The organism is Pseudomonas arabinosi (genome assembly GCF_047758675.1).
Lineage (GTDB): Bacteria > Pseudomonadota > Gammaproteobacteria > Pseudomonadales > Pseudomonadaceae > Aquipseudomonas > Aquipseudomonas arabinosi.
In genome coordinates, this window is the sequence record NZ_CP180480.1 from 4,722,314 (window position 1) to 4,742,156 (window position 19,843).

The window sequence follows — 19,843 nt, forward strand, 5'->3', positions numbered from 1 at the left end:
TAGCGGTGGGGCTTGCAGCGCCCAGATAGCGTGTGCAGCCCTACCTTGCTTCAGCACCGGTGGATAATCGCGCCCAACCCGCCACCAGCTGCGCGCTGATGCTCACGCCGCCACACACCACAATCACTACGTCATGGGCTTCGGCAATCGCCGGATGGTCCAGGTATCCAATCGCCAACGAAACACCGCACGCCGGTTCGACCAACTGACGCAAGTCGTTGGCATAACGCACCACGCCCATGATTGCCTCGTCATCGCTGAGCGCGACACATTCGTGCGGGAAATCGAAAATATGCTGCACCGGCCAGGCAGCCACCAACGTAGCGCCAAGCGACCTGGCGACCGTATCAATCCGGGGAAATATGACTGGATGTCCGGCACTGACAGCGGCGGCAAAAGACGCAGAACCCTGGGTTTCACACGCGATTATCCGACAGTCCATGCGCTGGTGGCGGATCAATCCGGTGAGAATGCCCGCCAGCAAACCTCCACCCCCTACCGACATCACGAGTGCATCGACCTGAGGGCAATCTTCGAGGATTTCATCGACCATCGTGCTGTGCCCTTCCCACAGCACCGGGTGATCGAAGGCTGGCACATATTCGGTGTCCGCGCCCTGCGCGAGTTCCTTGGCCCGTAGATTGGCTTCGTCCCAGACCTTGCCATGAACGATCACCTCGGCACCGGTTTTGCGGATTTTTGCGCGGGTGGTTTCCGGGGTGGTGTTCGGCACCACAATGCAGGCTTTCAACCCCAGGCTGGCGGCAGCCACGGCGGTGGCGAACCCGGCATTGCCGCCGGAAGGACAGATGACTTTGCGTTTCCCTTGCTCCGCCGCCTGGCTGCACAAGAGCCCAATACCGCGAAGTTTGAATGAGCCGCTCGGTTGCAGGTTTTCCAGCTTGAGCCAGATTCGTCGAGATGGGGTCGACAGGTCTGGATGCAGAATCAAGGGCGTCCTGATGTGAAGCATGGTGGAGCTCCTTAAGGGTGAACAGTCCTACTCCAAGCTTAGTTCACCCTGCCCCGCGGCTACCGCTTCAGCGATAACGCGGTGCGGCCGTGGAATGGCCGAACAAACCTGAAAGCGTCTGGCGCTGGGCTTCGTAGGTGTCCCACTGGTCGCCTTGGTGCAGGCCCGGAATGGTCACCACTTCGCCTTGCGCCAGCCCCGTCAGCGCGGCATCGACCATGTCCTGGGCAGACATCACGATCTCTTGCGGCAGGTTTTCCACCGGGTTGCCGGCCTCGCTCCAGAAGTCGGTGGCGGTAGCGCCGGGCAGCACGGCCTGGATCCGAATGCCTTTGTCCGCCAGTTCGCGGTGCATCGATTGGCTCAGGCCGAGGACAAACGCCTTGGTCCCGCCATACACGCCGTTGAGAATTTCCGGGGCGATGGCAACAATCGAGGAGATATTGATCACAGTTCCTGTGCCGCGAGCGACGAAGCCTGGCACCACCGCGTAAGCCAGGCGCATCAAAGCGGTCACGTTGAGGGTGATCATGTCTTCCATGTCATCCACCGGGCTGCCGAGCAGCGGCATGACGGCGCCGACCCCGGCGTTGTTGACCAACAGGGTGATACTGGCGTCGGAGCGTAGAATTTCTTCGACCCGCCGCACGTCGGCCTTGTCTTTCAAATCGGCGGCGACCACTTCCACGGCGCGGCCGGTTTCGTTACTCAGGTGGTTGGCCAGGGTGTTCAGTTTTGCCTGGCTGCGGGCGACCAGAATCAGGTCGTAACCCTGCCGGGCGAGACGGTCGGCATACACCGCGCCGATGCCCGAAGAGGCGCCAGTGATCAGCGCGGTACCTTTGGATGAGAGGGCCATGTCTATTTCCTTCACAGTGAGGCGATAACGTCGCCGGGTGTGATCCGTTATAAAGGGTCTAACGGCCGTCTCAAATGACGTTTAAAGTACGTTTTTCGGACATGACCTTTTGAGGACATCTCGATGACTTCCGTGGCATTTGTAGTGTTTGAAGGGTTCCAGTCCATGGCGCTGGCGGCCATGCCGGTGTTCGAGTACGCCAATTTCAGCGCTGGCGAGGCGCTTTATGAGGTGAGCGTGGTGTCCGAAGACGGCCGCACATTGCGCGCTTCCGGTGGGCTGAACGTCGGCACCGAGGCCTTTGGTGAGCGGGTGTTCGACACGGTGATTGTGGTGGGCGGCGATGCCATCCTCGCGCAGGCACCCGAGGGCGTGCTGAACTACCTGCGCGCAAACGTTAAAACCGCACGGCGCACGGCGTCGATCTGCTCCGGCGCGTTCGTCCTGGCCCAGGCGGGTTTACTAGATGGGCGGCGGGCCACCACCCATTGGGCTTATGCACGGGAGCTGCAAGCGAGGTTTCCGTCGATCAAGGTTGAAGAAGATCGCATCTACGTCGTCGACGGTTCAATCTGGACCTCCGCCGGGATGACCGCCGGCATCGACCTGGCGCTGGCCATGGTCGAAAAGGATCACGGCGCCGCACTGGCCCGTTCCGTGGCGCAGAAACTGGTGATGTACCACCGCCGCGCGGGCGGCCAGTCGCAGCACTCGGCGCTGCTGGAACTGGAAGCGAAATCCGACCGCATTCAAACCGTCCTCGGCTATGCGCGAGAGCACCTCACCGAGACGTTGTCGGTGGAGCATCTGGCGGACGTCGCGCGCCTCAGCCCTCGGCAGTTCAGCCGGGCCTTTCGGGCGGAAACCGGTCAATCGCCGGCCAAAGCCATTGAGAACCTGCGCCTGGAAACGGCGCGCCAGATGCTGGAACGCGGGCGCCTGACCCTCGATCAGATCGCCGAAGAGTCCGGCTTCAGCGACTGCCGCCGCATGCGCGAAGCCTTCCTTCGGGCGTTCGGGCAGCCGCCCCAGGTGATTCGGCGTAATGCCAGGGCAGACACCGCCACGTAGGAGCTGCCGAAGGCTGCGATCTTTTGATCTTCGCTTTTCAAAACAAGATCAAAAGATCGCAGCCTGCGGCAGCTCCTACAATGAACGGTGTCAGGTCCGTTTGTGGAGATGCAGATGAAAATCTCGGCCAAACTGGCGTTCTTCGCCGTTGTTTCCACCCTCGCCTACCTTGGGCTCGCGGTGTGGGGGCTCGGCGGGTTCTCGGCGTTTTTCTCTCATACACCGCTGGTGGTCATCGTGTTTGCCACTTTGGTGATGGCCATCGCGTCTTTGTTCACTGAGGTCAACCTGAGTTCCGGCGAACGTGAAGACCGGGCCAATCGCTGGGTGCTGCCGGCGTTCGGGGTGATCGGATTATTGAGCGGGTACCTGCCGGCCTACACCGACCGGATCGATTTCTGGACGTTTGGCGGCGAAGGTGTGCGCTGGCTCGGGGCGTTGTTGTTCATCATCGGCGGCACGCTGCGGCTGTGGCCGGTGTTTGTGCTGGGCAAGCGTTTCAGTGGACTGGTGGCGATTCAGCCGGGGCACACGCTGGTCACCGACGGGATTTATCGCTCCTTGCGCAACCCCAGTTATCTGGGGCTGATGATCACTGCTGTGGGCTGGGCACTGGCCTTTCGCTCCGGCGTTGGCCTGTTGCTGGCCGCGGTGACGCTGATCCCGCTGATCGCCCGCATTCACTCCGAAGAAGCGCTGTTAAGGGCGCAGTTCGGCAGTGAATACGAGGCTTATTGCGCCCGCAGTTGGCGCTTGATTCCCGGGGTTTACTAGTCAATCCACATTAGATCTTCGTTAGGCGGATGAGACCGTCGGCGTCTTTGCGGGCCTCGACCGACTCATAGCTGGCGAGCGTGGCATGCGGAGTCTGGAGCGGATGGTCGTGGGTCGCAGTCACCACGATCAGGCTCGCGCCCGCTGCCTCGGCGGCAAGTATGCCCACGGTGGCGTCTTCGAAAATCAGGCAATCGGCTGGTTCAACGCCCAAGCGCCTGGCCGCCAGTCGATAGCCCGCGGGATCGGGTTTGCCGGCACTGACGTCTTCGGCAGTGACCATCACCAGAGGCTGCGGAATACCCGCCGCAGCCATCCGCCGCAGCGCCAATGCCTTCGGCGCCGAGGTGACGATAGCCCATTGATTGGCGGGCAGCGACTTCAGGAAATTCGCCGCGCCAGGCACCTCGATGATCCCCTCGACATCCCCGATTTCCGCCTCGGTGATGAACGCCGCTTCAGCCTCGGCATCCACCCCGGGCAATGCCAGACGATTGATGGTGTCGATAGCGCGAACGCCATGGATGGTGGGCAGGAAAGTGTCGACATCGACGCCGTGGCGCAAGGCCCAGGCCGCCCAGATCCGCTCGGCAGCGGCGATGGAATTGAGGACGGTGCCGTCCATATCAAACAGAAAAGCGCGGTACGGGGTGTTGAAGACAGATTCTTGAGCAGACAAGGGGGAGCTTCCTCTCGCAAGTGCCAGGCGGGTTCGCCGGGCAATGTAGCATTTGCGAGAGGATCTCGTTACTAAGCAGGACGCGGTGCGTCAACAGGCGGCGTGCCGTCGTGAAACATCGTCTTCAGTTGAGCACGCAGTTCCGGTGAGTCGGTGTGCTTGTGAACACTGACCGCATGCTGTGCGGCGGCCTCGAGCAGTTCGTTTTCAGAGTCTGCGGACAGTGCGACCGAGCATTTGGCATCGCTTGGAAACTCGCGGCAATCGATGTATTTACGCGCCATGATCTTCTCCTCCCTACTGGGGCGACTCTTGAAGTATAGGCCCGCCACAAGGCGCATCGTCAAAAGTGCTAGGGGTCTGATGTGCCGCAAGGTTCTAAAGGGTACGTTTCGACTTCAAGGCACCTTCCACACAGTCCAGCAACTGCCCAAGCGCCCATGGTTTCTTGATGAACGACACCGAATGCCTGACCCCGGAGCTTTCCGGCGTTTCAAAACCGGACATGATCATGATCGGTTTGTCGGGCCAGCGGTCGCCAAACAGATTGGCCAGGTCCGCGCCATTGAGTTTGCCCGGCATGGTGATGTCCGTGAGTAATAAACGGACGCCTTCGGAGTGTTGCTCCAGATACTTCGACGCCGCATCCGCGCTGGTCTGCGGTTCAACCACAAAGCCTTCTTCCTGAAGAATTTCGCAGAGGAACTCCAGGATCAGCGGGTCGTCCTCCACCACAAGAATCAACCCGCCAAGGAGATGATCGCCCGCCGTCGATACTGGTCTCATGACTGTGCCACTCCCTGATTGCCTAAATGATTTCGCGCGCTTAAATCCGCTGCCTATCAGGTATGAGCAGCGGGCTCGGCGGAAATTCATTTTTGATGCAACCAGACGACGAAATCAGGCGTCCTGCAAAATCAGATCGGCGCCCTTCTCCGCCACCATAAGCACGGCGGCGTGAGTGTTGCCAGAGGTCACGTTAGGGAAAATCGATGCATCGACAATGCGCAAACCGTCTAAACCATGGACTTTAAGCCGCTTGTCGACCACCGACGTCTGTTCGTCCGCACCCATCGCGCAGGAACCGCACAGGTGATAGATCGAACCGCTGTTTTCGCGAAAATACTGCAGCATCTGTTCGTCACTTTCGATGGCCGGCCCCGGCAGCACTTCTTCGACGGTAATGCCTTTGAGTGCCGGCGCCTGCATGATTCTGCGCATCAAGCGGCTGCCCTGGATCACCTCGTCGATGTCCTTTTGCGTGCTCAGGTAATTGGGGTCGATCAGCGCCGCGTCCCGCGGATTTTTCGAGGCAATCTCGATGTGCCCGCGACTGGTCGGCCGGCACGGGTTGAAGCACAACAGGAAGCCTGAATACGGTTCCGGCTTGAGGCTAGCCTTATTGTTTTTTGGAATCTGGTACGACAACGGGTTGAAGTACAACTGCAGGTTCGGGTTGGCCTGTAGCTCGTTGCCACGGAAGAATCCGCCGGCCTGATTGACGCTCATCGCCAGTGCGCCCTTGCGGGTGAACAGGTACTTCAAGCCCAGTTTGAACTGACCAAACAGCGAGCTCAGTTGATCGTTGAGCGTCGGGATGTTGGCCTTGTAGTAGTAACTGGCGCACAGGTGATCTTGCAGGTTCTGCCCCACCGCCGGCAGGTGTTTGACCAACGGGATGTTGTGTTTGGCCAGCAGCGCCTGATCCGCGACACCGGACAATTGCAGGATCTTCGGCGTGTCCACGGCACCGGCGCAAAGAATGACTTCCTTGTTGGCGGTAAATGTCCGCACCACGCCGTGCTGGGTGATGGAAATCCCGGTCGCCCGGCCGTTATCAAACAACACCCGATCCACCAGCGCGTAATGCTCGACCGTCAGGTTCGGCCGGCTCAATGCCGGATGCAGATGCGCAAAACTGCTGGAGCAACGCTGACCGTTGCGGGTGTTGACGTCGTAGATGCCCGAACCTTCAAATTTCGGGCCGTTGAAGTCATCGCTATGGGGATAACCCAGTTCATCGCAGCCCTTTAGGAACACATCGCAAATCGGATGGGTCTGGCCCTTCATCGGCGTGATGCTGATCGGGCCGCTGCCGCCGTGGTACTCGCTGTCGCCCAGCGGATGGTTTTCCAGTTTGCGGAAGTACGGCAGCACCTCCTTGAAGCCCCAGCCTTCATTGCCGTTAGCCGCCCAGTCGTCGAAGTCATGGGCCTGGCCACGGACGTAGATCATCGCGTTGATCGAGCCCGAACCACCCTGTACCTTGCCCCGCGGGGCATAGATTTCGCGGTTGTTCAGCTGTTTTTGCGGCTGGCTGTAGTACATCCAGTTGAAGGTCGGGTTGTAATACATTTTGGCGAAGCCGACCGGGATCCTGAACCACAGGGAACTGTCCTTTCCGCCCGCTTCCAGCAGCAACACCGAGTGTTTCCCGGACGCCGAGAGCCGATTGGCAAGGATGCAGCCTGCGGCGCCAGCGCCAGCGATGATGTAGTCGTAAGTCATGCACGGTTACCGCGTAAGTCGTTTTACAAAAAACCGCCCGTCATGGGCGGCAAATCCCGTCAGCCTCGAGCTGGCGATGCGTCTTTGACATCAGCCGGTGTCGGCGCCATTTGCAGGTGCAAACGCTCGCCGGTGTACGGCGAATGCTTGCGCACCACGTCCATGTTCAGCTCCACGCCCAGGCCCGGCTCGGTGGACGGGATGATGTAACCGTCCTCCCATTGCAGCGGTTTGGTCAGGACTTCGGCATGGAACCCGCCCCAGGTCATGATGCTTTCCTGAATCAGGAAGTTCGGCGTGCAGGTGGCCAACTGGAAACTCGCCGCGGCGCCAATCGGCCCGTTGTAGAGGTGTGGCGCGATCTGCGCGTAATAAGCTTCGGCCATGCTCGCGATCTTTTTTGCTTCCAGCAGACCGCCGCAGCGGGCCACGTTCATCTGCAAAATCGACGCGCCACCCGCCTGCAACAGTTTGAAGAATTCGTACTTGGTGGTCAGCCGTTCGCCGGTGGCAATCGGGATGCTGGTTTTGGCCGCGACTTGCGCCATGGCCTCTTCCTGGCCCGGCGGCACCGGTTCTTCGAACCACAGCGGATCGTATTTCTCCAGGCGCTTGGCCAGGCGGATCGCCGAGGACGGCACCATTTGCCCGTGGGTGCCGAACAGCAGATCGCACTTGTCGCCCACCGCTTCGCGGATCTTGCGGCAGAAGGTTTCGCAGCGTTCCAGCACTTCCAGCGAGATCTGGTGCCCGGAGTACGCGGTGTAAGGCCCGGCCGGGTCGAATTTCACGGCGGTGAAGCCTTTGTTCATGTTCTCGATGGCGCATTCGGCGGCCAGGTCCGGGTCGTCGTAGTCGTACTCGCCCTTGCTGTTGACCGGGTACAGGTAGGTGTAGGAACGCAGGCGTTCGTTGACCTTGCCGCCCAGCAGTTCATACACCGGCTTGTTCGCCGCTTTGCCGATGATGTCCCAGCAGGCCATCTCCAGGCCGCTGACCACGCCCATCATGGTCAGGTCCGGCCGCTGGGTGAAACCGCTCGAATAGGCCTGACGGAAGAAGCGCTCAATGTGGTGCGGGTCGTGGTTGAGCAAGTAGCGTTCGAACACGTCTTCGATGATCGGCAGCATGGCTTTGGGGCCGAAGGTCGCGGCGTAGATTTCGCCCACGCCTTCAATACCGCAATCGGTCTTGAGCTTGACGAACAGCCAGTACATGCCACCGATGTGCGGTGGCGGTACGGCAACGATATGGGTTTCAAGGGCGACGATTTTCATCTCAGGCACCTGTTTTATTCAAAGATGTTTTGTTCAAAGATTGACGATTGATACGTGCGCGCAAGGTCAGGGCCGCGAGGGTCCCGAGCAGGCCGACGAAAGCGATGTAGCCGAAATACAGCTTGTAACCAAAGGCACCCGGGAAATGCTCGGTGAGGTAGCCGTTGATCAAGGGAATGAAGGCATCCGGCAGGTAACCGACCACCGAGACGATGCCGATAGCCAGGCCGGTGATGCGCAGCGGGATGTTGCAGGTGTCGAGGATCGCCCAGTACAAGCCGCGAATGGCGTAGGTCATCAGGCCGATGAAGATCACGGTGCCGATCAGCAGGCCCATGCTGTTGAGCGCCGGGAACACGATCAGGCCGACCATCGCCAACGTCGCGAGGAACAGCGCCACGATCAGCACCGAGATGTTGGAGAACTTGTCACCCAGCCAGCCGCCGCCGATACCGCCGATCGGGCGCATCCACAGTTTAATGGTGGTGATGGTGCCGGCCATGACCGCGGTCATGCCGCCGCCTTGCAGGTAATCGGAGAAGCTGTAGGTGGCCCAGAAGATGTGATAACCGCAGAACACGATGGCCGTCACCAACCACAATTCAGGGATTTTCACCAAGGTCGTCAGATCGCTGAGCAGGTTGTACTTGCCCTTTTCCACCGGCGCCGTGTCTTCCATGGACTTCGGGTCCTTGATCAACACCAGCACACAGCCGATGGCGATACAGGTGAAGGCATAGAGGTAAACCACCTGTTTGAAACCTTCGGCAGCCGATTCGCCACGGGTTTCGGTGGCGAAGGCAAACAGCCCCAAAGCGACAGTCGCCAGCAAGGCTTCGACCAGTCCGCGACCGCCATCGAGAATGCCGAAGAACCGACCTTGTTCAGTGTGATGAGCAATCATCTTCACGCGTTTGAGCACCGAGGCCCAGAACGTCAGGCCGGTGGTCAGGCCCCAGCAACCGAAGATGATCATCAGACCGGTCATAGACGGCGCGGTGGAGTACCACAGGCCTAACGCTCCGGTGGCGACCAGCGAGAAGAAGATCAGAAAGCGTGGGGCAATGCGATCCGCCAGCCAACCGCTCGGCAAGTAACTGAGGAGGAAAATCGTCCCGAGCATCGAGTACAGATAACCCAGTTCGCTGTGGTTGATCTGAAACACTTCGAGCATGGTGGTCTGGTAGACCTGGCGCAGGTACAGGATCGGATAGATCGCACCGGCGGCCAGCACCAATAGCATCAGTTGGAAATAGCGACTTCCCTTGTCACTGTGGCTTTTTGTACCCGCGTTCGAACCCTGAACAGCGGCAGCAGTGGATGCATGCTTGGACATCTAGGAGACCTCGGGCAGTCCGGTGGTCCGGGCGCCCCAAAATATTGTTTTTATGGGTGTGGCGTGAGGCGTGTTGCGGGTGGATCAATACTTCATGACGACCAGACGGGTCTGGGTGAATTCGAGCATGCCGTGTTTGCCGTCATCGCCGCCAAGGCCCGAGCGTTTCCAGCCGGCGTGGAAGCCCTGGTACGGATCTGCCGGGGTGCGATTGACGTACAACTCGCCGGCCTCGATGGCGTTGGCGACTTTCATCGTGGTGCGGTAGTTCTCGGTGTACAGCACCGAAGACAGGCCGAACTGGTGATCGTTGGCCATGGCCAGCGCTTCGTCGATGTCGCGGTACTTGAGCACCGGCAGCACCGGGCCGAAGATTTCTTCCTGGATGATTTCCATGTCCTGACGGCAGCCGCTAAGCAGCGTCGGCGGGTAGAAATGACCCTTGCCTTCTGGCAGCACACCGCCGGTTTCCAGTACAGCGCCGTCGGCAATGGCGCGCTCGACCATGGCGTGGATGCTCTGTTGCGAACTGGCGTTGACCAACGGCCCCATCAGATTGGCGTCGGTGGCACGGTCACCGAACTTCACGGCGCTGATTTTGGCTTTCAGCAGCGCGAGGAACTGTTCATAGACGCTTTCCTGCACGTAGACCCGCTCGACCGCCGTGCACAACTGGCCGCAGTGGGTGGTCTTGGAGGCTACGATCGCGGTAGCGGCGGCTTCAAGATCGGCGTCGGCCTCGATGATCGCCGGGGTTTTACCGCCCAACTCAAGTGACGGCTTGGCGATGTTGGCCTTGCAGTAATCGAGCACGATGCGCCCGGCGTTGACGCTGCCGGTCAGGGTGATCAAACCAACAGCCTTATGGGTGCAAACGGTCGCGGCCGTGGCGTGATCCATGGTCAGGATATTGACCACGCCGGCGGGCAAACCGGATTGCTGCACAGCCTTGGCGATCTCGAACGCCGAGGTCGGGGTGTTGTTGCTCGGACGCACCACCACCGTGTTGCCGGCAATCAACGCCGGGGCGATTTTGCGCAGCAACGTATAGACCGGGTAGTTGAACGGAATAAGGCAGGCAACGACGCCAATCGGCTCGCGGTGCAGAAAGAGGTTTTCGTTCGGGGTGTCGCTGGGAATGATTTCGCCTTCGATACGGCGCGCCCACTCGGCGTGGTAACGGGTGATCTGCGCGGCATAACGGGCTTCGTTGCTGGCATCGGCAACGCTCTTGCCGGATTCAGCTGCCAGGGCTGCGCCGATGTTTTCAGCACAGGCGTCGAGGGCGTCGGCGAAGGAACGCAGGTGTTCGGCGCGTTCGATGCTGGTGAGTTTGCCCCAGACTTTCTGGGCGCCCGCGGCGGCTTCGACGGCGGCAGTGGCTTCATCGGCGGTCGCCGCTGAAACATGACCCACCAGCGCTTCGGTCGCCGGGTTGTAGACTGCGATCAGCGCTTCGCTGGCAGGTTCAATGAAGTGACCGTTAACAAAATTTCGCTCGGTTCGCATGTGCATCGCCCATCGTTGTTTTTATCCAGTGAATGCAGTCTTGTCATTGGACCGGTGTTGAACAAACGATTTATTGAGCGATGTAACATTCGAAAAATGCAGGTTACTTACGAAAGTGATGGAATTCCCTGTAGGAGTGAGCCTGCTCGCGATGGCGAGTGTCAGGCGATGACGTTGTCGACTGATACACCGTCATCGCGAGCAGGCTCACTCCTACAGGGGTTATGTGTGGATTAGAGAGCAGCGGTGGAAGGTTCGAGCTGCCTTTGCGCCAACCAGATCTCTTCCTGCAACCACTGACTGAACACCTGCAATTGCGGCATCAGCGTCTGCTCGGGCCGGGTCACCAGCCAGTAGGATTGGTGCCCTTCCACATGCACGTTCAGCACCTGGGTCAGTTGCCCGGTGGCCAGTTCCGAAGCGACCATATGCCAGTCGGCAATGGTGATGCCCAAGCCGTCGATGGCCGCACGGATTGCCAGGTCCAACAGGTCGAATTCATAACCGCCCTGGGTGTCGACTCCGGTGATTCGCGCGGCGTCCAGCCAGTGTTTCCAGGTCAGGTAGCGCTGGTCTTCCCGGGCCAGTACATGCAACAGCGTCAAGCGATTGAGGTCGATGCCCCGCTCGCTCCACTCTCGCGCATACAAGGACGGTGCACACACCGCGATGTGCCGTTCCTGGATCAGCAGCGAGCTGTCCAGGCCGTCCCATTCACCGTCGCCAAAACGGATCGCACAATCCAGCGTACTGGTTTCCGCCAGGCTGTCCTGCAAGCGCGTGGTGATGCTCAGTTCCAGTTCCGGATGCTTCTCGCGCAGCCGCCCCAGACGCGGCATCAACCAGCGGTTGGTGAAGGTTGGCGGCGCGTTGATGTGCAGGCGATTGGAGTGGGTTTTCTGCTGAATACTGCGCACCGTCAGTTCGATTTTGTCGAAGGACTGATGCAAGGCCCGCAACAGAATCCGACCGGCGCTGGTCAGTTCGAGGTGATGGTGACGGCGCTCCAGCAGCGTCTCTTCGAGCTGTTCTTCCAGCTGACGCACCTGCCGGCTGACGGCGCTTTGCGTCACGTTCAGCAACTCGGCGGCCCGGGTGAAGCTGCCCGTGCTACCAGCGACTTCAAAGGCTTTCAGCGCGTTGAGGCCGGGCATTTTTCGTTTCATGGAGGGCTCTCGGGATGAGTGACAAGACGCAAAGCATCCCACGCTCGCGGTGCATTGTCCTACAGGATTTTCTCAGTAACATGCATCTGGCGAAGGTTTACTCGCATTTTTTATCGTTTGTTCAAGGCATCGCTGATCGCAAGACTGGCCGGCATCTCTAATAAAAATAACCGAGAGCTGCCCCATGCCCTTCCCTGCTTCTTTGCGCCTTAGTCCGTCTTGCCTCGCTCTACTCTGCACCTTTGCGGCGCCTGCCATGGCGGTACAGGTCACTGACAATCTCGATCTCGGCGGCGCGGTCCGTGCCCGCTGGGACTACGACCCGGACCGCGACATTCAGAAGTTTGGCCTGGACACTGTGTTCCTCAGCGCCAAGTACAACTCCGACACATGGATCGGTGAGGCCCAGTACCGTTTCTACGGACGCTCCTACCCCTACCAGTACACCAAGAACTACGGCGATATCCAATTCGCCAAGTTCGCGTGGGCCGGCTACAGGTTCAATCCCGACCAGCAGGTGCAAGTGGGTCTGAACACGGTGCCGTTTGGTTTGCAGCCGTACTTCGGCAGCACGTTCTACGAAACCCTGGGCAACGTCATCGGCCTGGAAGATGTGCAACAGGTCGGCGCCAAGTACATCCAGCAAAGCGGCGACTGGAACCTCCAGGCCGGTTACTACCTGCGCCCGGCATGGCAAGGCAAAGGCACCAGCAACGGGGTCACCTACTCCAGCGTGGTGTCCGAAGCCGACAGTTACGTCTCCGACGGCAGCAACAACCAGGAACGCAACACCGTGGTGCTGCGCGTGGCCAAGGCCCTGGACCTGGGCCCGTGGAAGTCCGAAGTGGGCCTTTCCGGCCTCAGTTCCACCCTGGAAAACAAAGACACCGACAACGATGGCCGGCGTAACGCCGTGGCCGTTCACTATTTGGGCAAGAACGGTCCGTGGGGCGTGCAGTTGCAGGCGGCGCGGCAACAGATGTCGCCGCGCAACGCAGGCACAGATGAACTGGTGACGCTGGGCGGTTACGACGGCACGTACAACGTCGCCAGTCGCGGCAACCTGTATGTGGCGGATGTGAGTTATGACGTGGCCGGTAAATACCTGTTCGATCAGGTCAGCGGGGTCAAGGTCTATGCCAACTACAGCGCCTTCGATAAATCCGCCAGCGAGTTCAAGACCTCCGAACGGGTGATTCTTGGCAGCTCGTTTTCGGTGAGCAAGTTGTGGATCGCGACTGAATGGTTGTTTGGCAAGAACGATCCGTACATTGGGGGCAGCAGCTATACCCAGAGCCTGGGGGCTGGCGGGACGGATCAGTGGGAGAATCAGTTGTATGTGAACGTTGGTTACTACTTCTGATCCGGATTAATTAGCGCCCTCACGGGCGCTATCGCGAGCAGGCTCACTCCCACAATGGACCGCGTTCCCATGAGCGACTCGGTCTACTGTAGGAGCGAGCCTGCTCGCGATAGCGTCAGCGCAAACAACACTTGCATCAGCCCGTTGCCAATAGTCAGATAGGCACCACAAAACCATCCAAAAACAAAACCGACCCGATGCAACACCCGAGGCCGGTGTGGAGTCATCCTTCCATGCGTCAACTGCCCTCGCTAAACATGTTGCGCGTCTTCGAAGAGGTTGCGCGGCATCGCAGCTTCAGCCAGGCGGCTTTGGGATTAAACGTCACCCAAGGGGCGGTCAGTCGTCAGATCAAACAACTGGAAGACTACCTCGGCGTAGCGCTCTTCATCCGCACACCACAAGGCTTGTCCCTGACCGAAACCGGCACCGCCCTCTCCCCGCATCTGGCGGAGGCCTTCGACCACATCGAGCGCGCCCTGCAAGCGGTGCGCGTGCCCAATCTGCGTCAACGCCTGCGAATTCTCGCACCGCCAACCTGGGCGACTCGTTGGTTGTCGGCGCACCTGCGTGTGTTTTGTCAACGTTATCCGGACATCAGCCTGAGCGTGACTAACCAGGCCAACCACGACAGCCTCGCCGAAGTCGACTGCCATATCCGCTTCGGCCTCGAAGCAGCCAGTCATTGCAGCAGTCAGTTGCTGGTGATGGAGCGTCACATCGCCGTGGCCAGTCCAGAGCTGTTCAACGACGGCCAGCCGCCGGACCTGCGGCAGTTTCCGTTGCTGCATATCCTGCACGACGGCAAACGCTTGAAGGTCTGGGAGAACTGGTTGGCCGCGATGGGCCGGGACGATGTTGATGCGGGGCAAGGACTGGAATTCAGCACGCTGGATCAGGTGATCCATACCGCGTTGGCGGGTGGCGGATTGGCAGTGATTGACCGGCAGATGATCGAGAAGGAACTGGCGAATGGCAGCCTGTTGCCGATCACTCCGGTGGAAGTGATCGGGCCGTATGGCTATTGGCTGGATGTGGCGAATGACAAAAAAGGGTTGTCGAAGGTGCAGCTGTTTACGGATTGGTTGGGATTAGTCAGCAATCCCTGATACACCCCGTCCCCATGTAGGAGTGAGCCTGCTCGCGATAGCGGTGGATCAGTCAACCTTGATGTCGACTGATACTCCCTCATCGCGGGCAGGCTCACTCCCACATTGGAACTTTGACAGTCAGTTAGATCGGGGCTGGGACTTTCACCGCCACCGCGCCACCCTCCACCGGGCTCTGCGCCTTGCACGCCTGGCTCAGTGTCAGCGATTTGGTTTCCGGCGCCCAGGCCCAGGACAGCCAGGCACCGATGGCCAAAATCGCCGCCAGAATCCCCATCGTCGGGCTCAAGCCAATCCCCGCCACGCTCACCGGCAACAGGAACGTACTGATCGCCGAACCCAACCGGCTTACCGCCGTGGCCAGGCCAATCCCGCTAGCCCGCACCTCGGTCGGAAAGCTCTCGGCCGGGAATACGCCCACAAGGTTACTCACGGCCGAAAGCACCAGCGTGAACAGTCCGAACACCAACACCATCAAAAACGCCGCACTGCCCGGCAACACCGCCAGCAGGAACAACGCCACCGCGAGAATGATGAACGAGTTGATCAAAAAGCCCCGACGAGAGAACTTGATCGTGCACCAGATCCCGATCAGCGCGCCCAGAATCAACAGCATGTTCAGCATTAACTCAGTACCAAAGCCTTCGGCCAGGCCCATCTTCTGCAGAATCGACGGCAGGAAGGTGTAGATGGCGAAGTACGGCATGACGATGCAGACGAAGAACAGGCAATTGAACGCTGTGCGCTTGCGGTATTCACGACTGAACAGCACCGCGTAACCGGAGCGGGTTTCGGTGGATTGTGTTTCGTCGAGCTCGACGTTGTCGCCCAGATGCTTCTTGACGATCGCTCGCGCCTCGGCAATCCGCCCCTGATTCACCAGCCAGCGCGGCGACTCGGGCGTGCCGATACGGGCGATCAGAATCAATGCCGCCGGAATCGCCGACGAGGCCAGCATCCAGCGCCAGGCATCGTCCCCGAGGCTGAGCATGGCAGTGCCGACGAAGGTCGCGGCCACGTAGCCGAAAGTCCAGATCACGCTGAACGAACCGAGCAGCACACCGCGGTGTTTCTTCGGCGCAAACTCGGCCAGCATGGCGTGGCCAACGCTGAAATCACCACCCAGCCCGATACCGATCAGCACCCGACAGAGAAACAGGCCCATGGCCGTTTCGGCGTAGAACTGCATCACGGAGGCAATGGTGATCAACACGAAGCTGACCAGGAAGATTTTCTGCCGGCCGACTTTGTCGGAAATCCAGCCAAAAAACAGACTGCCGAGAAACAAACCGATCAGCGCCGAAGCCCCAATCAATCCCTGCCAGAACGCATCCAGCTGCATCTGTGGACTCAGCAGCGTAAACGCGATACCGATCAGACCGAGGATGTAGCCGTCTGTGAAGTGCGCGCCGAAGGTCAGGCCGGCGATCTTGAGGTGGAATCGCCCGATGGGCAGGTCGTCGATTTTTACCGGTTGTACGGACATGTAAGTCTCCAATTGTTGTTATTGACGGAGAAATGAAACCGATAGCTCTAGCTCTTATTGTGGGAGCGAGCTTGCTCGCGATAGCGGTCTGTCAAACAACATCAATGTTGGATGTGCTGGCCTCATCGCGAGCAAGCTCGCTCCCACAGTGGTTTATGGCTGGGTCTTAGAGACCGCCCATTAGCAGGTATTTGATTTCCAAGTAGTCATCCAGACCGTACTTCGAGCCTTCGCGACCGAGGCCCGATTCCTTGATGCCACCGAATGGCGCCACTTCCGTGGAAATGATCCCTTCGTTGATTCCGACCATGCCGGCTTCCAGGCCTTCGGCCATACGCCAGACCCGGCCGATGTCACGGCTATAGAAGTAGGCCGACAAACCGTACGGCGTGTCGTTGGCCCGTTGCAGCACCTCGGCCTCGTCCTTGAAACGGAAGCACGCGGCCACCGGGCCGAAGGTTTCGTCCTGGGCGATCAGCATGTCGCTGTTGGCTTCGGTGAGGATGGTCGGTTCATAAAAAGTGCCGCCGAGCGCGTGGCGACGACCGCCGCACAACAGCTGGGCGCCCTTCTCCAAGGCGTCACCGACATGCAGTTCAACCTTGGCCAATGCCGCCGCGTTGATCAGCGGACCTTGCTCGGTTTCACCCTCCAGCGCGCTACCCACCCGCATTGCCGCAACGGCTTCAGCGAGTTTTCCGGTGAAGGCTTCGTAGACGCCGTCCTGAATGAAGAAGCGGTTCACACAGACACAGGTCTGCCCGGTGTTGCGGAATTTAGAGGCCATCGCACCTTTGACGGCGGCATCCAGATCAGCATCGTCGAACACAATGAATGGCGCGTTGCCGCCCAGTTCCAGCGAGACTTTTTTCAGGGTGTCCGCCGCTTGGCGCATCAGCAGTTTGCCCGTGCGGGTGGAGCCGGTGAACGACAGTTTGCGCACGATGCCGGAGGCTTGCAGCGCCCCGCCAATCGCCACCGCGTCACCCGAGACGATGTTGAACACGCCGGCGGGAATGCCCGCCTGCTCGGCCAGCACCGCTAGGGCGAAGGCCGACAACGGGGTTTCTTCCGACGGTTTGAGGATCATCGTGCAACCCGCCGCCAGCGCCGGGCCAACCTTGCGGGTGACCATGGCCAGCGGGAAGTTCCACGGGGTGATCGCAGCGACCACACCGATGGCTTCCTTGACCACGATGATCCGCGCATCAGCCTTGTGGCATGGAATCACGTCGCCGTAAGCGCGTTTGGCTTCTTCAGCGAACCACTCCAGAAAGCTCGCGGCATAGACCACTTCACCCATGGCTTCGGCCAGTGGCTTGCCTTGTTCGCGGCTGAGCAAGGTCGCAAGATCCTTCTGGTTGCTCAACATCAGCTCGCTCCAGCGCTTGAGCTTCTGGCTGCGTTCCTTCGCGGTCAACTTGCGCCAAGCTGGCAAAGCGCGGTTGGCGGCGTCGATCGCGAGGTTGGTTTCTTCAGCGCCGGCCTTTTGCACTTCGGTAATCAACTCGCCATTGGCCGGGTTGAACACCGAGTACGTCGAACCACCGCTGGACCATTGGCCGTCGATGAAGTTGCCGTTACGGATCAGCGCGCTCATGCCACAGCCTCAGTCAGATTGAAGCGCTCCAGACCCGGACGGGCCGAACGCAAGATACGTTTGCCGGCGGTGTAATCGTTGATCACGTCGCACGGGGTGTAATTGCGTTCCAGCTCGTACAGTTCATCTGCATCGAGTTTGGTCTCCAGCGCTGCCAAGGCACTGTCGAACTGTTCTGTGGTGTCGGCGCCCACCAGCATGCAATCCACGCCAGGATGATTGGCGACCCAGGCCTGAGCGATCTGCGCGTTGGAAACACCGCGAGCGCGGGCGACACGCTGTACCGAATGTGCGATCTCGAACGAAGCCTCGTCGCTGTACATCTGCTGAGTGAAGAAGTCGGTCTGGTTGCGGGTCGATTGCACATCGCCGGTCAACAAACCACGGGCCAGGGGACTGAACACCGACACCCCAAGGCCTTGATCGCGGCAGAACGGGATCATCTCGCGCTCTTCTTCGCGGTAAGCGCAGTTCAGTTGCAGCTGCATGTTGATCGGTTTGACCCAGCCATTGCGCTCGCAGGCCATGAGGATTTTCGCCAGTTGCCCGGTGAGCATGGTCGAGACACCGATGTAGCGCGCCTTGCCGGAACGCACGATGTCGTTCATGGCGCTCATGGTTTCTTCGACCGGCGTGTTCACGTCGAAGTAATGCAGCATGAACACATCGACGTAATCCATGTTCAGACGCTTCAGCGACGCGTCGATGCTGTCCATGATGTGCTTGCGCGAATGACCGCTGGCGTTGATCCCGGTGCGGGTGCCGTAGCCGACTTTAGTGGTGATCACCAGGTCTTCGCGCCGGGCCAGGCGCTTGACGATGCGCCCCACCACTTCCTCACCGACACCGGCGGAATAGAAATCCGCGAGGTCGATGAAATTCACGCCGTTGTCCAATGCGTGCGCAACGATCGGCTCGCTTTTCTTCTCATCGAAGATCCACGGCTTCCAGTCCGGGGTGCCCATGTTCATGGTGCCCAGGCACAGGCGGGAGACTTGCAGGCCGGAGTTGCCCAAACGAATGTATTGCATGGCGCGGACCTCAGGCTTTTGGCGTGTAGAAAGGATTGCTGATGTGATTGACCACATCCGCCAGTTGCGCCGTTTCCGGCTTGCCGGTCAGCGCCGCACGAATCGCCGTGCGGCAGGCGTTGTAGTTGTTCAGGTAAACCGCATCCAGGTCGTCGCAGGCCGGGTTGACCCAGTTCGCGGTCACGATGGCCCACTCGTCTTCGGCTTCCGGCGGCAAGGTGCCGTCCAGCAGCGCTTCAAGCACAGCCTTGGCGATCCCGGCCTGCGACGCGCCCCACGTGGCGTTGCCGTGCAGGTCACTGCTGATCGCGGCTTTGTTCACATAAAGGGTCATCGGCTTGACCGGAATATTTGGCTGGGCGATCACCATGAACGGGCAATGCCCTTGGCTTGGCGATGCCAGGCTATTGGCAAACGCCTGCCCTGCCGGGCCGTTGCGCGGACCGATCAGAATGTTGATGTGCGCGGCATTCACGCCCGGGCCTTCGAAGCCTTCACCGATGTACAGGTCGAGTTCTTTCATGAGTTATTACTCTTCAGGGATTTGGGTTGATCAGAAGTGCACGCGAACCGTGGAGGTCGCGTGGTAAATGTCAGGGTTCGAAGAGCGCGGGGTGTGGCAGTGAGGATGAGTCATGGGTGCAAACGCTCTTTTTTGTTGTTGATGAGCTGTGTTTGCGATTTTTTAACACCGGGGGTTTGCGGGGCTGTAACCATTAAAAATCATGAGGGCATGACTTCAAGTCATACCCCCATTTGACGGTGTTCGGATCAGTACGACGGCGCGTCTTTTTTCATGATGTCCTTGGACATCGCGTCCTTCTTCATTCCGTCCTTGGACATGGTGTCTTTCTTCATCGCGTCCTTGCTCATGGAATCCTTGGACATGGCGTCCTTTTTCATCGTGTCTTTGTGCATGGCGTCTTTGGACATTGAATCCTTGCTCATGCTGTTATTGGTGGTTGCATCGGCGGCAAACACGCTCGCGGCGCCAAACGCCAGGCACATGGACAGTACGGTGGTCGCTAACTTTTTCATGATGAAACTCCTTGAAGCACAGGTTGCGAATGAGCGCAGCGGACGCTGCGCAGAGAAGTGGCCA

19 protein-coding genes are annotated in these 19,843 nt (G+C 59.5%); 4 read left to right on the plus strand and 15 right to left on the minus strand.

Annotation, left to right across the window (positions count from 1 at the left end; all coding sequences use genetic code 11):
- Positions 1-40 precede the first annotated feature (40 nt).
- Entirely contained in the window at positions 41-973 is a 933-nt protein-coding gene (locus ACMXYJ_RS21975) for a pyridoxal-phosphate dependent enzyme (protein ID WP_415756897.1), read from the minus strand.
- A 67-nt stretch (positions 974-1,040) separates the two neighbouring features.
- Positions 1,041-1,832 carry an SDR family NAD(P)-dependent oxidoreductase gene (locus ACMXYJ_RS21980; RefSeq protein WP_415756898.1) on the minus strand — a complete coding sequence of 264 codons (792 nt, stop codon included), beginning with the start codon at positions 1,830-1,832 and terminating at the stop codon, positions 1,041-1,043.
- 123 nt (positions 1,833-1,955) lie between these two features.
- On the opposite strand from ACMXYJ_RS21980, the gene ACMXYJ_RS21985 reads away from it, so the two are divergent.
- A complete protein-coding gene (locus tag ACMXYJ_RS21985; protein ID WP_415756899.1) occupies positions 1,956-2,903 on the plus strand; it encodes a GlxA family transcriptional regulator in 948 nt (315 codons plus the stop codon).
- 114 nt (positions 2,904-3,017) lie between these two features.
- A complete protein-coding gene (locus tag ACMXYJ_RS21990) occupies positions 3,018-3,677 on the plus strand; it encodes a methyltransferase family protein (protein WP_415756900.1) in 660 nt (219 codons plus the stop codon).
- Between the two features lie 10 nt (positions 3,678-3,687).
- Here ACMXYJ_RS21990 and ACMXYJ_RS21995 read toward each other — a convergent pair whose 3' ends face one another.
- From ACMXYJ_RS21995 to ACMXYJ_RS22030, 8 genes are all read right to left on the minus strand, one after another.
- On the minus strand, positions 3,688-4,356 hold the full coding sequence (locus ACMXYJ_RS21995; RefSeq protein WP_415756901.1) for an HAD-IA family hydrolase: 669 nt from the start codon (positions 4,354-4,356) through the stop codon (positions 3,688-3,690).
- Between the two features lie 71 nt (positions 4,357-4,427).
- Positions 4,428-4,640 (minus strand): DUF1059 domain-containing protein, encoded by a 213-nt coding sequence (locus tag ACMXYJ_RS22000; protein WP_415756902.1) that lies wholly within the window; start codon positions 4,638-4,640, stop codon positions 4,428-4,430.
- 94 nt (positions 4,641-4,734) lie between these two features.
- Positions 4,735-5,142, minus strand: coding sequence for a response regulator (locus tag ACMXYJ_RS22005; RefSeq protein ID WP_415756903.1), 408 nt, complete (start codon positions 5,140-5,142; stop codon positions 4,735-4,737).
- A 114-nt stretch (positions 5,143-5,256) separates the two neighbouring features.
- Positions 5,257-6,864 (minus strand): GMC family oxidoreductase, encoded by a 1,608-nt coding sequence (locus ACMXYJ_RS22010; protein WP_415756904.1) that lies wholly within the window; start codon positions 6,862-6,864, stop codon positions 5,257-5,259.
- Positions 6,865-6,923: 59 nt separating this feature from the next.
- The gene (locus ACMXYJ_RS22015; RefSeq protein WP_415756905.1) at positions 6,924-8,141 is read right to left on the minus strand and encodes a mandelate racemase/muconate lactonizing enzyme family protein; all 1,218 of its coding nucleotides are present in this window, start codon (positions 8,139-8,141) and stop codon (positions 6,924-6,926) included.
- Position 8,142: 1 nt separating this feature from the next.
- Complete coding sequence (locus ACMXYJ_RS22020; RefSeq protein WP_415756906.1) at positions 8,143-9,477, minus strand: MFS transporter; 1,335 nt, start codon at positions 9,475-9,477, stop codon at positions 8,143-8,145.
- Positions 9,478-9,561: 84 nt separating this feature from the next.
- Entirely contained in the window at positions 9,562-10,986 is a 1,425-nt protein-coding gene (gene aldA / locus ACMXYJ_RS22025) for an aldehyde dehydrogenase (protein WP_415760782.1), read from the minus strand.
- A gap of 233 nt (positions 10,987-11,219) precedes the next feature.
- Complete coding sequence (locus ACMXYJ_RS22030) at positions 11,220-12,152, minus strand: LysR substrate-binding domain-containing protein (protein WP_056741896.1); 933 nt, start codon at positions 12,150-12,152, stop codon at positions 11,220-11,222.
- A gap of 184 nt (positions 12,153-12,336) precedes the next feature.
- Here ACMXYJ_RS22030 and ACMXYJ_RS22035 point away from each other — a divergent pair, with 184 nt between their 5' ends.
- Together ACMXYJ_RS22035 and ACMXYJ_RS22040 are read left to right on the plus strand one after the other, a co-directional pair.
- Positions 12,337-13,515 (plus strand): hypothetical protein, encoded by a 1,179-nt coding sequence (locus ACMXYJ_RS22035; protein ID WP_415756907.1) that lies wholly within the window; start codon positions 12,337-12,339, stop codon positions 13,513-13,515.
- Positions 13,516-13,748: 233 nt separating this feature from the next.
- On the plus strand, positions 13,749-14,624 hold the full coding sequence (locus tag ACMXYJ_RS22040; protein ID WP_415756908.1) for a LysR substrate-binding domain-containing protein: 876 nt from the start codon (positions 13,749-13,751) through the stop codon (positions 14,622-14,624).
- 124 nt (positions 14,625-14,748) lie between these two features.
- On the opposite strand, the gene ACMXYJ_RS22045 is transcribed toward ACMXYJ_RS22040, so the two are convergent.
- From ACMXYJ_RS22045 to ACMXYJ_RS22065, 5 genes are all read right to left on the minus strand, one after another.
- On the minus strand, positions 14,749-16,110 hold the full coding sequence (locus ACMXYJ_RS22045; protein ID WP_415756909.1) for an MFS transporter: 1,362 nt from the start codon (positions 16,108-16,110) through the stop codon (positions 14,749-14,751).
- A 166-nt stretch (positions 16,111-16,276) separates the two neighbouring features.
- On the minus strand, positions 16,277-17,710 hold the full coding sequence (locus ACMXYJ_RS22050; RefSeq protein WP_415756910.1) for an NAD-dependent succinate-semialdehyde dehydrogenase: 1,434 nt from the start codon (positions 17,708-17,710) through the stop codon (positions 16,277-16,279).
- Positions 17,707-18,741, minus strand: a complete 1,035-nt coding sequence (locus ACMXYJ_RS22055) for an aldo/keto reductase (RefSeq protein WP_056741901.1) — start codon at positions 18,739-18,741, stop codon at positions 17,707-17,709. The genes ACMXYJ_RS22050 and ACMXYJ_RS22055 overlap by 4 nt, the downstream gene beginning before the upstream one ends.
- Before the next feature lie 10 nt (positions 18,742-18,751).
- Positions 18,752-19,264 carry a formaldehyde-activating enzyme gene (fae, locus tag ACMXYJ_RS22060; RefSeq protein ID WP_008043405.1) on the minus strand — a complete coding sequence of 171 codons (513 nt, stop codon included), beginning with the start codon at positions 19,262-19,264 and terminating at the stop codon, positions 18,752-18,754.
- Positions 19,265-19,512: 248 nt separating this feature from the next.
- A complete protein-coding gene (locus ACMXYJ_RS22065; RefSeq protein ID WP_415756911.1) occupies positions 19,513-19,779 on the minus strand; it encodes a pentapeptide MXKDX repeat protein in 267 nt (88 codons plus the stop codon).
- Positions 19,780-19,843 lie beyond the last annotated feature (64 nt).